Annotated in this window: 10 protein-coding genes; 5 read left to right on the top strand and 5 right to left on the bottom strand. The window is 67.7% G+C overall.

All coding sequences use genetic code 11. From position 1 onward, the window contains the following. Positions 1 to 17: 17 nt before the first annotated feature. Both DB31_RS45080 and DB31_RS23335 read right to left on the bottom strand, forming a co-directional pair. A complete protein-coding gene (locus tag DB31_RS45080) occupies positions 18 to 2,939 on the bottom strand; it encodes a tandem-95 repeat protein (RefSeq protein ID WP_052420171.1) in 2,922 nt (973 codons plus the stop codon). Positions 2,940 to 3,525: 586 nt separating this feature from the next. Then, entirely contained in the window at positions 3,526 to 5,022 is a 1,497-nt protein-coding gene (locus tag DB31_RS23335; RefSeq protein ID WP_044191317.1) for an FAD-dependent monooxygenase, read from the bottom strand. A 495-nt stretch (positions 5,023 to 5,517) separates the two neighbouring features. On the opposite strand from DB31_RS23335, the gene DB31_RS23330 reads away from it, so the two are divergent. From DB31_RS23330 to DB31_RS23305, 5 genes are all read left to right on the top strand, one after another. Then, a complete protein-coding gene (locus DB31_RS23330; protein ID WP_044191314.1) occupies positions 5,518 to 6,486 on the top strand; it encodes a hypothetical protein in 969 nt (322 codons plus the stop codon). 270 nt (positions 6,487 to 6,756) lie between these two features. Beyond that, positions 6,757 to 7,296 (top strand): hypothetical protein, encoded by a 540-nt coding sequence (locus DB31_RS23325; RefSeq protein ID WP_157232115.1) that lies wholly within the window; start codon positions 6,757 to 6,759, stop codon positions 7,294 to 7,296. Beyond that, positions 7,296 to 9,995, top strand: coding sequence for a CHAT domain-containing tetratricopeptide repeat protein (locus tag DB31_RS23320; protein ID WP_044191311.1), 2,700 nt, complete (start codon positions 7,296 to 7,298; stop codon positions 9,993 to 9,995). Before DB31_RS23325 ends, DB31_RS23320 begins: the two co-directional genes overlap by 1 nt. A gap of 21 nt (positions 9,996 to 10,016) precedes the next feature. Next, positions 10,017 to 10,505 (top strand): hypothetical protein, encoded by a 489-nt coding sequence (locus DB31_RS23315; RefSeq protein WP_044191308.1) that lies wholly within the window; start codon positions 10,017 to 10,019, stop codon positions 10,503 to 10,505. A gap of 606 nt (positions 10,506 to 11,111) precedes the next feature. After that, positions 11,112 to 11,357: a hypothetical protein gene (locus DB31_RS23305; protein WP_044191302.1), complete on the top strand. Its 246-nt coding sequence runs from the start codon at positions 11,112 to 11,114 to the stop codon at positions 11,355 to 11,357. Positions 11,358 to 11,410: 53 nt separating this feature from the next. On the opposite strand, the gene DB31_RS23300 is transcribed toward DB31_RS23305, so the two are convergent. The 3 genes from DB31_RS23300 to DB31_RS23290 all read right to left on the bottom strand — a co-directional run bounded on the left by DB31_RS23300 (position 11,411) and on the right by DB31_RS23290 (position 14,105). Beyond that, positions 11,411 to 12,226 carry a cyclase family protein gene (locus DB31_RS23300; protein ID WP_075306146.1) on the bottom strand — a complete coding sequence of 272 codons (816 nt, stop codon included), beginning with the start codon at positions 12,224 to 12,226 and terminating at the stop codon, positions 11,411 to 11,413. Between the two features lie 122 nt (positions 12,227 to 12,348). After that, positions 12,349 to 13,152, bottom strand: a complete 804-nt coding sequence (locus tag DB31_RS23295) for a hypothetical protein (protein WP_044191300.1) — start codon at positions 13,150 to 13,152, stop codon at positions 12,349 to 12,351. A 59-nt stretch (positions 13,153 to 13,211) separates the two neighbouring features. Further along, entirely contained in the window at positions 13,212 to 14,105 is an 894-nt protein-coding gene (locus DB31_RS23290) for an alpha/beta hydrolase (protein ID WP_205628551.1), read from the bottom strand. Between the last annotated feature and the right edge of the window lie 125 nt (positions 14,106 to 14,230).

Here is a 14,230-nt window from a genome sequence, read left to right as displayed (position 1 = left end):
GAAGGCAAAGCGTGAATTTAGTACACGACCACCGCGCCGTAGACGCTGGTGCCGTTCGTGTAGGCCACGAGGGCGCCGGTGTTCGAGGGGAGAGCCGCGACCGCCGGGGCGCTGCCGGCGCCAAGGGTCCGGGCGTCCGCCTGCGCCACCGAAGAGGCCCCGAAGAGCATTCTGTCCAATTGGATGTTGCCCGTGTTCCGTTGCGTGACGACATAGGCGTTACCGAGCGCATCCGCGTCAATGCTGCGGAGGGGGCCAGGGCCAACGTCCGTGGGCAGGCCATGCACCTGGGTGCTCGTCCCGGGGGCCGACACGGGGATGACGTCAATGTTGTCGTCTCCGTTGGTTCCTGTCGTGTAGAGGAAGCTGTTGGAGCCTGTCCAATCCGAGAAGAAGGCCTGCCCGGGCGGTGCGCTCTCGGCGCCGAAGGTGGCGCCCGCGTCGCTGCTGCGGCGGATGTGGAACGCCGGGTTGTCACTCACCGAGAACACGTCTCCACTGATCTTGTCCACGATGAGCTCGTGGAAGCTATTGGCCTGGGCCACATCCGTGACGATGAAAGAACCTTCGCCCCGGGCGGAGTTCCGGAGGATGCGCAGGTTCGTCGAGTTCATCGAGAAGGACATGTAGAGGGCGTCGCCCAGGGAGTCCATGCTCACCTCGGCCTCGACCACAGCTGAGATCTCTCGAGGGGTCTCCCAGGTCTCGCCCGCGTCGGTGGTCCGGGTGAAAATCAGCTTGCCCGGACTGGCGAGGGCCGACACATAGGCGGTTCCCGTGGGGCCGCCTTCAATCGCGATCTCCGCGACGCCGGTGATGCCCAGGGAGGTGGGGCCCACCCAGGTCTGGCCGCGATCCCGGCTCACGCTGACATACCCGGTGCCGCCACAGTTCATCACCACGAAGAAGCGGCCCAGCGCATCCACCGCCACCTTACGCCCCGTGTTCGAGTTGTTCGTGCGGCAGCTCAAGGCCCCGCTGATGAGCGTTGGCGGGACGCTGGAGAAGGCATCGAGCTGGCACGAGGCGTCGCAGCCGTCTCCAGAAGCCGTTCCGCCATCATCGCACTGCTCGCCCGCGACGCTGTCCACCAGGCCGTCGCCGCACACCTCCAGGCCGCGGCAGTCCGCGCGACAGCCGTCCCCAGCGACGCGGTTTCCGTCGTCACACACCTCGCCGGGCTCAAGGTTGCCGTCGCCGCAAACGAAGGGAGGGTAGACGGTGATGCTGACCGTGGCGGTGTTGGAGGTCAGCGTGCCATCACTGACCGTGAAGGTGAAGCTGTCCTGCCCCGCGAAGTCCGCTGCCGGAGCGTAGGTCTGGTTGGCGCCTGTCCCTGCCAGCGTTCCTTGAGCGGGAGGGGTGGCGATGGTGAAGGACAGTGCGTCACCGTCCACGTCCGTGGCCCTCAGGGTGACGGTGGTGGAGGTGTTCTGGGCCACCCTCACCGTGGCGTCGGTGGCCACGGGCGCGTCGTTGATCGGGTTCACCGTCACCGTGACCAGACCGATGCGGGTGGCCAGCCCGTCGGTCGCTACGTACTCGAAGGCGGCCGTGCCATTGAAGTTTGCGTTGGGAGTGAAGGTGAGGGTCGTCCCGGAGAGCGTGGCCACGCCATTGCTCGGGTTCTGCACGGCGCTGATCGTCAGCGTCTGCCCGTCCACGTCGGTGTCGTTGGCCAGCAGGGTGGTGGCCGCCAGCGTCAGCGTCACGTCTTCGTCCGTCGTCGCGGTGTCGTCGGTCGTCACCGGGGGGTCATTCACCGGGTTCACCGTCACGGTGACGGTGGCGGTGGCGGTGAGGGAGCCGTCCGACACGGTGTACTGGAAACGGGCCGTGCCCGAGAAGTCGGCCGTGGGGGTGAAGGTGACGGTGGTGCCTGCCAGAGCCACGGTGCCAGAGACCGCGCCGCTCACGCCGGTGATCGTCAGTGTCTGCCCTTCCGGGTCCGTGTCGTTGGCCAGCAGGGTGCTGGTGGCCAGCGCCAGCGGCACGTCTTCGTCCGTCGTCGCGGTGTCATCGGTCGCCACCGGGGCATCATCGACCGGGCTCACGGTGACGGTGACGGTGGCAGTGGCGGTGAGGGAGCCGTCCGACACGGTGTACTGGAAACGGGCCGTGCCCGAGAAGTCGGCCGTGGGGGTGAAGGTGACGGTGGTGCCCGCCAGCGCCACTGTGCCAGAGACCGCGCCGCTCACGCCGGTGATCGTCAGTGTCTGTCCTTCCGGGTCCGTGTCGTTGGCCAGCAGGGTGCTGGTGGCCAGTGTCAGCGGCACGTCCTCGTCTGTCGTCGCGGTGTCATCGGTCGCCACCGGAGCGTCATTCACCATGTTCACCGTCACGGTGACGGTGGCGGTGGCGGTGAGGGTGCCGTCCGACACGGTGTACTGGAAACGGGCCGTGCCCGAGAAATCGGCTGTGGGAGTGAAGGTGACGGTGGTGCCTGCCAAGACCACGGTACCGGAGACCGCGCTGCTCACGCCAGTGATGGTGAGAGTCTGCCCGTCCACTTCGGTGTCATTGGCCAGCAGGGTGGCGGCCGCCAGCGTCAGCGGTACGTTCTCGTCCGTCGTCGCGGTGTCGTTGCCCGCCACCGGGGCGTCATCGACCGGGTTCACGGTGACGGAGATGGTGGCTGTCGCCGAGGCCTTGCCATCGGAGACCGTGACCGTGAACGTCTCTTTTCCGGCGAAGTTCGCATGGGGCGTGTACGTCACCGACGTCCCCGTGCCCGCGAGCGTGCCATGGCTGGGGGTGGCGAATGTGACCTCAAGCGCGTCGCCGTTCGCATCCTCCGGCGAGACGGTGATGGCCACCGGGGTGTCCTCGGCGGTGGAGACGCTGACATCCGCGACAGTGGGGGGAAGATTGGGCTTGTGGTTGTCTCCGCAAGCAGCGGCCAGTGCCAGCACAAGCAACAGCGGGTACTTCGTCGTCATGGTGACTCCAGCCCCTACGGCGCTTCGGAGAGCGAGGCTCAATTCGGGCGGCGGACTCTACAGGTGTTATTGATTGCACAATAGAAGAATGGATTAAGGGGAACCCCCTGCTTGAGCTTGCCCCGGCAGGGAAAATTCTCCAGGGCTGCGCCCAGCGCACCTCCCCTCGGACGGTGCGCTACGGAGCCGTGCAAGATTCACAGTTCATGGAAGAGACGATTTCCAAGTTTTTCCAAGCCTCCGAGGGATGCATTCGTCCCCACCCGGATTTCAAGCTCACTCGACTTCGACGTGTTCGCCTGCGTGAGGTGTGGAGGCAGGCTTCAGGGTGTTGGCGTACGTGAAGGCAGCACGAGGGGGGCGCGCGATTGTGAAGCCCCTGGGCCTGACCACGGCAGGTGCGAGGCTGGCCGCGGCGCGAGGGCCACATCAGGCAGCGGGGTGTTGAGGCGCTCAAGACAACCCACAGGCCCAGGACCTTCAACTGGCCTCCCATTTTTCTGATGCTCGGCGGCTGAGTCCAACTCCGGCTTTCCGACGGCCCCTCTCCACTCGGAGAGGGGCTTTGTCGTTGGTACGAGCAGTGCTACGCCGGCGTGGGCGGTCCGAACCACTGGGTGAGCGCGTCACGCAGCCCCGAATCCGTGCCGTCTCCCACCCACGCGACATGGCCATCGGGCCGAACCAGAACGGCCGAGGGCGCAGCGACCGCACCGAACACCGGGAGCTCCCACGCGCCCGTGTAGCGGGCATCCACCCGCCGAACCCGCTCCGTCCACGGCGTGATGTCGAAGGCGCCCGGCTCGCCGAGGTTGAGGAAGACCGGTCGGGCCTCGTGCAGCAGCGAGAACACGCGCTTCGGACCGTTCTCCGTGCTCAGCTCGAGGTCGGGCATGCGACGCCCGAGCAGCGGGTGCCCCGCACCGAAGTCATAGTGGACGTCGAGGCCCGACATCATCGCGGCGTACTGCTTGCGAGGCTGCTCCATCTTCAGCAGCTCGGTCATGTTCTCGCGCAGGGCCTCGGTGCGATCGTCGCCGCGGCCGAGCGCTATCTGGGCCATCGTCAGGCGGAGCACGCGGGCACCGATGGGGTGCCGCTCGGCGTGGTAGGTGTCGAGCAGGGTCTCCGGCGAGAGGCCCCTCACCACCTGCGCGAGCTTCCAGCCGAGATTCACGGCGTCCTGCACGCCGATGTTGAGTCCCTGTCCGCCTGTGGGGGCATGCACGTGCGCCGCGTCGCCGGCGAGGAGCACCCGTCGCTCCCGGTAGGACGCCGCCTGCCGAGCCATGTCGGAGAATCGGGAGAGCCAGGTCGGATTGCGAACACCGAAGTCGGTCCCGTAGACAGCAATCAGCGCCGCGCGCAGCTCATCCAGGGTCGGCTCGATTCTGTTGCCGACCTGCGGCTCGACCAGCACGACGCCGGCGCGCTTGCCGTCGTCGAGCTTGCCGATGGCGTTGACGCCCTTGTCTCCACGGCGCACGCCCCACGCGGGCTCCTCGGTCATCTCGACCTCGGCGATGAGGAAGCTGGTCGACGCGTCCCAGCCGGGGAACTCGATCCCGGCATTCTTGCGAATCAGGCTCCGGCCTCCGTCGCACCCGACGAGGTACGTCGCCCGGAGCGAGGCGCCGTCCGACAGCTCGACGTCGACGCCGGTGTCGTCCTGCGCGAACCCCGTCACCTCACGCCCTCGATAGAACGTCACCGGCAGCTCGGCGACCCACTCGGCCATGATGCGCTCGATGCGAGCCTGCCTGAGCGCGAGCCCATAGTTGTGGCGCGTCGGGAAGTCGCTGATGTCGAGCGGGATGAACGAGAAGCCAGCCACCTGCATGATCTGCCCCTGCGAGAGGAAGCGCTCGGCGACGCCCCGCTGATCGAACACCTCGATCGTGCGGGCGTGCAGGCCGCCAGCGCGTGACCCGGGGAGTTCTTGGTTCACGCGACGCTCGACGACGGCGACGTCGATCCCCGCCAACGCCAACTCGGCTGCCAACATCAGGCCCGTCGGGCCGCCTCCGGCGATCAGCACTGCATGGTTGTTCGTGGCCACACTGCGTCCGGATTCGGTGTGCATTTGTTCCTCCGCGCCCGCTGTTTTTCGCGTGCGGCCGGCGTCTGTGCCTCACAGAGGGGGGCTTGTGGCAATCCCCAGGTCGTGGCATACAGCTGGAAGTAGCAAGGGGGGAGATGTCGCGTCCCGCATGCGCCTCCCCGAAGCGAAACGCCCCTCCAAAGCTCAATGCCACTCAGCCCCGAGTTCACTCGTGAGAAAGCGCTCCCGAGAGCAGCGCCCAGCGAAGCCTGCTCTTCCGGCGCCTCCGGCGGCTGCCCACACCCACTCCCAGCCAGAGTCCCAACAGCCGTTTCATCCAGCCCCAAGAGCTTCTTTGCATTGAGTGACTCCTGAAACTGCGTTGTCGAAAGCCGCTACATCCAGAGTGCGGGAGAGCTGACAGAAGCCCCTGACAAATCCGGCGAACTCGCAGGAGTCTCAAGCCCAGCGCAGGCAGGGGAGGCAGGACCCGTGTTATACGCGCGGACCCACTCGATACCTGATGAGGTACACCCGATGCGCTTCGTCGTTCTCCTGGCGGCGATGCTGTTCACAGCCAGTTCTGCTCTCGCCGCCGACCCCACTGCCGCCGCTCCGAAGGCGGAAGCCCTCGCGGCCGGTCCCGAGCTGCGCTTCGCCTGGGGCGCGCCGTCGCGGGTGACGGTGACCGAGCGCATCCTCAAGAAGGGCAGGCGCTCGGTCGTGCGTTACGACGCGGCGCTGTCGGCGCGTCAGGGGGGCGGGTACGAGCTGAAGCTGGACAAGTTCCAGTTCGTGGAGCTGGACGGGCGCGATGTCACCAAGGGCCCGCTGCCCCTGGACATCAAGGCCGCCGCGGCGGTGGCCGGCGCCATCCCCACGTTGGTGCTCTCGCCCGAGGGCCAGGTGGTGGATGTGGTGGGGATGGAGGAGACCGTGGCGCGGGCCCTCGCGATGATTCCCGAGGAGAAGGGCATGCGCGAGCAGATGCGCGCGGCACTCTCGCAGCCGTCGATGGCGCAGATGATGAAGCAGAAGGCGGGAGATTTCTGGAACGTGTGGGTGGGGGCCTGGGTGGGCACGGATCTGGCGGCTGGAGCGGAGCGCTCGGGCACGGTGCCGATGCAGCTGCCCTCCGGGCCGGTGGACAGCCAGGTGACGGTGCGCCACCGCGGACCGGAGGCGGGCCGCAAGGGTGCGGTGCGCCTGGAGATGGAGACGGTCCTCGAGGGCGAGCCCTTCCGCAAGGGGATGGCGGGCGTGATGGCGCAGATGATGAAGGCCGCAGGCCCCGCGGACAAGACGCCGGACTTCAATGCGATGCTCAAGTCGGCGCGCCGCGTCTCCACCTTGGAGGTGGTAACGGACGCCGCCACGCTGCGCCCCTACAGCGCCCGAACCTCGCAGGTGACGAAGCTGCAGGTGGAGGGCCAGGAGCGCGAGGAGGTTGAAGAGCGCGAGTACAGCTTCGCCTGGTCCACGCAGAAGGCCAGCAAGCGTCGCTGAGAGGTCTGAGGGCTCTGGAGCCTGGGGCTGCATGATTCTCCAGGTCACTGGCTCTACCGGGGGGAGGGGCCATTCCGGCCCATGCCATCCGCCTGCTGCCTTTCGGGGCTCCCTCGGGAGAACGCCATGTACACGCTCTGCGTCCTGACCGTCGCCCTTGCCTCCCTGTCCCCGGGCGGGGAGGCCTCCATCCTCCCTCGCCTCGATGGAGTTTCTTCCCTGGCACTGCCTGGCTCCCAGCGTGGGAAATCCTACCTGCTGGATACGGACATGGATTCGACCATCCATGACGGGAGCGGCGAGGGGGGCTCGGCTGGCCGCATCCTCATCGAGTCCTTGGCGGGGCTCGGGGGAGGCGTCGTAGGCATGGCGGTGGGCAGTCTGGCCCTCTCCGAGTCCCCAACGTTCGGGCAGCTCGCGGTCCCGTTATCACTCGATGTGCTGGCCACCAGCCTGGGGGTGGCTGTCACCGGCTGGGCGATGGACGGCCGGGGCCGATTGGGCTTCACCCTGTTGGGAAGCATCCTCGGCCTCGTTGTGCCGCTCGTCGCCGGTTCGGCCCTGGTCGGGCTCGAAGGGTGCGAGATCTCCGAGACCTGGAGCTGTACTTCCGGGGTGTTCGCGGTCGCCGGCATCTTGTTTCTGCCCACCGTTGGAGCGACCCTGGGCTACGAGCTCTCGGCGCCCGAGCCGTGGCTGTCCCATGGTTATGCCTCGAGCGCTCCATCCTCTCCGCCTCGCTTCGTTCCTGTGCTGACCCTGGCCAGGCAGGGACTGGGGGCCACCATCGGGATTGCCGGGAGGTTGTGATGCGGCAGGCGCTCGCGTGGATGATGGCCGCTGTCCTCTGTTGCGCGGCGGGAGCCATGGCCGGAGAGGAACGGACGGAGTCGCAGCTGGAGCAGGCGCAGGAGGCCTATGACCGGGCGACAAAGCTCTATGAGACGGGCCGGTACGCCGACGCGCTGATCCACGGGAGGCAGGCGCTCGCGCTGACGGAGGCGGTGCTGGGGGGGACTCATCTGGAGACCGCCCGGTGTCTGGATCTGCTGGGGGTGCTTCATCGGCTTCAGGGAAACTCGGCCGAGGCTGAGCCCCTGCTCCAGCGCGGGTTCGAGCTCCGGGAAGCAGCCCTGGACAAGCGCCATCCCGACATCGCCTCTTCGCTCGACCACCTCGCCTCTCTCTACAAGGCGCAGGGCTCATATGACCGCGCCGCGCCGCTGTACGAGCGCGCGCTCGCCATTCAGGAAAAGGCCCACGGTCAGGACCATCCCCAGGTCGCCGTGGTGCTCAGCAACCTCGCCCGGCTCTACTCGGAGCAGGGGCGGTACGAGCGGGCCGAGCCACTCTACAAACGCGCGCTCGCCATTCATCAGGCGGCCTACGGCAAGGACCATCCCCAGGTCGCCGCCTCGCTCAACAACCTCGCAAGCCTCTACATGAACCTCGGGTCGTACGAGCGCGCGGAGCCACTCGCCGTGCGCGCTCTCTTCCTTCAGCAGAGGGCTCTGCCCAAGAATCACCCCGACATTGCCTCTTCGCTCAACAACCTCGCCCTCATCTTCGCCAGGCAAGGCGATGTCGAGAGGGCAGAGCCGCGCTACAGGCGCGCGCTCGCGATCATCGAGGCGACTCAAGGCAGGAACCATCCCTACGTCGCCGATCTGCTCATCAACCTGGCCCAGTTGCGCTTGGCCGATGACCGGCTGGACGATGCCCTGCCGCTCTTGCAGCGCGCGTTCGCCATCTCCGAGCTGCGCCTGCGCCGGGAAGCACTCGACTTCTCAGAGTCCCGTCTGACCGCCTTCATGGCGCACCTGCGCACCCAGGAGGAGCTGCTCTACGAGCTGCAGCGAGCCATGCCCACCGAGGATGAGGTGCGGCACCTGGCGCTCACCGCCGCGCTCCTGCGCAAGGGCCGCTCCGTCGAGGAGACCGCGGATACCTCACGCACCATCCACCAGCGTGTCAGTGCCCAGGACCGTGACGCCTTCGAGCGGCTGCGCGGCTTGCGCAGCCAGCTGGCCACCCTGTCGCTTCAGGGGCCCGGATCGCTGGCGCCCGCCGACTACCAGCAGCGCCTTCAGGAACTCGCCAGCCAGGGCGATGCCCTCGAAGCGGACCTGGCCAGGCGCTCCGCGCCTCTGCGCGCGCTGACCACGCTGCCTCCTCCTGAAGACGTGGTCAGCCTCGTCGCGGAGGCCCTGCCGCCCACTCACGCGCTGGTCGAGTTCATCGCCTACATGGATCGCGGGATCCTCCGCGGGCCCGGAGCCGGGGGCTCGCAGGCCCCGCAGGAGCTCCGCTACCTGGCGATGGTTCTCTTCCCGGACGGGAGCATCGAAGCCTTTGAGCTTGGAGCCGCCGAGCCCATCGATAGCGCCGCCGCTCGGCTGCGAGATGCCCTGGCCAACCGCGACGCGAACTTCCTGGTTCCTGCCCAGGCGCTCTACCGGCTCGTCTTCGCTCCCCTGAGGAAGGCCCTGGGCCGCACCCGCAACGTCTTCATCTCGCCGGACGGGCAGCTGGGCCTCGTTCCCTTCGCCGCGCTTCACGATGGCGCCGAGTTCCTCGTGGACTCCTACGACTTCACCTATCTCACCTCCGGCAAGGACTTGCTGCCGCGCACCTGGACGGTGGCTCCTTCACCGTCGGTGGTCGTCCTGGCCGACCCGGACTTCCACGCTCCCGTCCCGCCTGCCCCTGGCAAGACACCGGGGCCGACGCAGCGCTCCTTCTTCGTCGAGCGCTTCTTCTCCACGCTGCGCACCGACCTGGGCGCGAGTCTCTGGACGCCGCTGCCTGGAACCCGCGGGGAGGCCGAGGCCATCCAGCGCATGGTTCCGAGCGCTCAGCTCTTCCTGGGCTCCGAAGCCACCAAGGACCGCCTCCTGCACCTGTCCGCTCCGGGCGTGCTGCATCTGGCCACCCACGGCTTCTTCCTGGGGGAGCCCAGCACGCAGGAGTCCACCCGTGCCATGGGCCACTTTGGTGCGTTGGGAGAGGACGCCCTCGCCGCGCGCCCGGCCGATCCGTTGCTGCGCTCGGGACTCGTCCTGGCGGGCGCGCGCGCGGCGACGTCCGGAGGCTCCGGCGCCGCCAAGCCTCCCCCCGACAGCGCCATGGTGACGGCCCTGGAGCTGGCCGGCCTCAACCTGTGGGGCACCCAGCTGGTGGTCCTGTCCGCCTGTGACACGGGGCGAGGGGACGTCAAACTCGGGCAGGGCGTCTACGGGCTGCGCCGGGCCTTCGTCGCGGCGGGGGCCGAGACGGTGGTGATGAGCTTGTGGAAGGTGAACGACGAGACCACCCGTGTGCTCATGGAGGACTATTACCGCAACCTGCTCGAGGGGAAGGGCCGCCGCGCCACGGCCCTGCGTGAGGCGATGCTTGCGCTGCGGCAGACCCATGGGCATCCCCATTACTGGGCACCCTTCATCGTCGTGGGCCAGAATACCCCTCTGCGCGCGCTGGAGGCGGGCCCCCGAGAGCAGCCGCGGAAATAATGGGATGGGGGAGGTGCAGCGATGCCTACGAGACTCACCTGGGTGCTTCTGGCCGCGCTCTGCGGTTGCTCGACGACCGCGACGGTTTCCCTCTTCGATGGAAGGCGGTTCGAGGCCAAGATTCGACACAGCGACCCGGACGAGGTGGTCGTCGAGACCCAGTCGGGATGGGTGGTTCCCATTCCACGCTTGGAGATCTCCGGCATCGACCACCCCGGCAATGTCGCCGCCGTTGCCGGGGGCCTGGTCGGCGCCTATGGAGCTGTGGGCCTTGTGCGGAAGCTAGGGTCCTGCGACGAAAATCAGATCCCCGAAGTGGCCTGTGTCGCGTCCTTCATTCCCGTGACCGTGGGGACTTCGATGCTCGTCTGGGGCTTGGTGACCTGGTTTGGCTCTACCCGCGCGGCCAGCCCCCAGAATTCCGGTGCCGTGCCCAACCCTCCTTCCTCTTCCGCCTTTGACTTCTCTTCTCGGGACCCACGCTCCATCGGGATGAGGACGATTCCCTGAATCGTTCTCCAGCTCACGGTCTCATCCCTCTGCGGGCCACCTGATCAGGCCCGCCAGAATCACCTCAGCGGGAGACCATGGAGCAGTTCTCAAGAAGCAAGCCGGAGCTCAGGCTCGTCGCGCTGTGCGCGGCGCTGGCGTTGACGGGCTGTGCCAGTGTGCCGCACAAGCCCTACGACAAGGCAGTCAACACGCACGTGCGGACGATCGCGCTGATGCCGCTCAGCAGTCCGGAGGAGCTCAGCGTCACCATCGTGAACCACCCCGGGGCCAGCTTCGGCCTCATTGGTGGGCTGGTCGCAGCATCCGATACCGCCAACATGACCCAGGCGTTCACCCAGCAGCAGGCGAGCCTGCAACTCAAGCTGGAGGAGGAACTCGGCAATGCCCTCTCCCAGGCCCTGACCGCGAACGGGGGCTTTGAGATCATCCCGGCGGGCTCCTCGCAGAAGCGGCGGAATGAGTTCCTGAACGACGATCTCCTACCACGTAGACGACGCCACGGCCTCCAATGGGGGCATCAAGTTCGACCGCTGGCCGCTGGAACTGCTGGGCTTCGTCAAGCTCGGTTCCGCTGTTCGCCTGGGCGGCGGTCTGCAGTACGTGATGGCTCCCCAGGCCAAAGTGTCGCTCGACGGCCAGGATGCCTCCGTCCGGTTCGGCGACACCCTGGGGCTCGTGGCCGAGGGGGGCTATGTGTCGTGCAGCAGCCTGTGCTGGTCCATCAATCTGCGCTTCGCTCACCAGTCCTATGAAGCGCAGCAGGTGTCTGCTGGCGGGAAGTCCTCGCCTGCCACAAGCGACACCCTCAATGGCGATCAGATCGGCGTCAACATGTTCCTCGCCCTCTGAAGGGTGCGCCGGTGAGCGTCGTCGGCACCGGGCTCCAGGGCACGGCGAGCTTCCTACTCTTTCGAGGGGAGAAAGGCGAACACCCGCGCCGGAGCGCCGCTGCCGTCCTTGACGGACAGCGGTGCGACGACGAGGAACGCCCCCACCGGAGGCAGCATCGAGAGATCCGCGAGGTTCTCCATGTGGTAGCCGCCTCCGGCGAGGAAGTCCCTGTGCTCCTCGAAGGTGGCGTTGGTGCCCGGATCCACGGAGAGGGTGTCGATGCCCACGGCGCGCACCTTCCGTTGGCGCAGCAGCTGGCTCGTGGCCACGGAGAGCCCAGGGAAGTGCAGGACCCCGGCGGCATCCGCGTTGCGGTAGCGCTTCTCGTCGGGCCACCGCGCGGCCCATCCCGTGCGGATGAGCACCAGGTGCTGGGGCTGGAGCGGACCATGCTCGCGCTCCCAGGCCTCGATGTCCGCGGGGGACACCACGTAGTCCGGGTTCTGGGCCGCCTGTGCCGTGACGTCCACCACCGCGGCCGGGCCCATCAGGGTCTCCGGCGGAATCTGGTCCACCGTGGCCGCGCCGGGAGCGAAGTGGGCGGGAGCGTCCACGTGCGTACCGGAGTGCTCTCCGATCGTGAAGTGGCGGATGTAGTAGCCATCGTGCTCGACAGTGCCCTGCACCTTCACGCCGAGGGGCGTTCCGCCCGGGAAGAGGGGCATCTCGGGGGTGAGCGGATGGCTGAGCTCGACGACGCGTGCGCCCGCAAGCCACGCGGGGTTGCCGGCGCCCGACGGCTCATGACCGCTGGCGCCCGGAGTGGCACAGGCGCCCAGCAGCAGCGCCAGGGGGAACGGCAGGAGCTTCCCAGAAACCGTTTTCATCGAAGAGACCCTCAGCAGGCATGGAGGAAACGAAGGGACGGTACCTGGAGTCCGGCCTCTGGACGAGATTCTCCGCGCGATGTTGGGGCCGCCTGAGACGGGGGCATGCCTCCGCCCGGTGCTCAGTGCGACGCGCGATCGATGACCACCGACGTCTCGATGTCCCGGTCGACGATCCGCACGCCGCACGGGCCGAATGGCCCCGAGCTCGTGCACCACTCCTTCCCGTCCTCGATCGCGAAGACGTGATAGCGGCCGGGCGGGAGCTCGAACTCGAAGTCTCCGTCTCGGTCGGACAGCGCGCGCGAGACCTCTTCTCCCGCGGAGAGGTTCGGTCCTGCTCCGCGGACGACGACCTCGCGTTGCACCCCGAGTGGCTTGCACTCGGCCGGCGGCATGCAGTTGCCGGTGAGCAGGCTCACCGTGCCGCTCAGCTCGAACCGAGCATCAGGATCCACCGGACGCCCGGGGAGCAGGCGCAGGTTCGCCATGAACTCGTCGATCTCGTTGACGGGCGTCGCCTCCACGAACCGGATCGAGAGCAAGTCCCCACGGTGGTTCTTCACGTAGTAGGTGCGCTCTGTCGGCGACTGCACCTGCATGGCCGGCTGGGAGTCGATCGTCACGTCGGTCACCCGATGCGTCGAAGGCGGCCGGTTCCGCCACGACTCGAGCGTGGCCTCCGGGTCGGCGATCACGGCTTTCACCCAGGCCGCGCTCCGCGTCGACCGGCCCGTCGGATGCGCTCGAGAGACCGAGAACCCCAGCGAACCTGGGTGCTCGCGGAAAGACCAGTCCTTGGGCATGCGGCCCGTGATGAGGAACTGCTTGGAACGGAAAGACGAAGGATCCCGGGTGAGCCCGAAGACGATGGCGGCAGCCACCGCAACGAGCACCAGGACGATCGCGATCCCCACGCGGTTCATGGCGCCACCTCGGCGGCACAGAGGAGAAGAACGGCGATTCGCACGGGGCGCAGGATAGGCTAGGGGGCCCGAGCGAAGGACTGCCGAAGCTGCTCGCCAATCAGGCGACGGGCCTCGTTCGCTGCGTCGATGATGCCGCCCAGCATGACGAACGGGTGGACCTGGCCTTCGAAGCACCGGTACTCGACCGGAACCGAGGCCGAGCGCAGCGCCGCCGCATAGGACTCGCCATCGTCGCGCAAGGGATCGCACTCGGCGGTGAGCACGGTCGCCGCTGGCAGGCCGCTCAAGTCTTTGGCAAGCCCCGGGGAGAGGCGCCAGTCCTGCCGGTCGGCCGCGCCCGCGTAGGTGTTCACGAAGTACTCGAGGTCACGCCGGGACAGGAAGTGGCCCTCACTGAACTGCGTGGAGCTGCCCGTCGGGTGCAGGCGCGCGTCCATGAGGGGATAGATGAGCACCTGGTGGACCAGCCCCGGGGAACTGCCTCGCAGAGCCTGGGCGATGCCTGCGGCCAGGTTGCCACCTGCGCTGTCTCCCGCGATGGCGACCCTCGTGCGGTCCGTGCCGAGGCCGGCGCTGTCGTCCAGCAGGGCCTTTGTGACGGCCAGGCAGTCCTCGTAGGCGGCGGGAAATGGATTCTCGGGTGCGAGGCGATAGTGGACCGCCACCACCACGGCCTCCGCGTAACGGGCGATGTCCCGGCACGTGGAGTCGTGGCTGTCCAGGTCGCCCAGGAGCCATCCACCGCCGTGGAAGTACGCCACGACGGGCAACTGGGAGGCGTTGCTCGGGCGGTACACTCGCACGGGGATGGCGCCCCCCGGACCTGGCAGCGTGGTGTCGGTGACGTCCGCCAGCGCCGTGGGTGCTCCGGTCAGTGGCAGGACGGCCCGAACCCCGGCCCGGTTCTCCTCGGGGGTTTGTGTGTCGAGCGGCGGCGCGCCGGCCACCATGGAAAGGAAGTTTGCTGCCTGTGGATGGAGGGGCATGGAGACAGTTTAGGTGAGTCCGTCCTGCTGCGCATGTGGGACAGCGGGGGGGAGGCCCGCAGGAGGAGAGGGCGGGCTAGGATGTGCCG

The sequence above is a fragment of the Hyalangium minutum genome, from assembly GCF_000737315.1.
In the GTDB taxonomy this organism is placed as follows: Bacteria; Myxococcota; Myxococcia; order Myxococcales; family Myxococcaceae; genus Hyalangium; species Hyalangium minutum.
The sequence above is the reverse complement of the archived record's forward strand: the minus strand, read 5'-3'. Positions and strand labels throughout refer to the sequence as shown.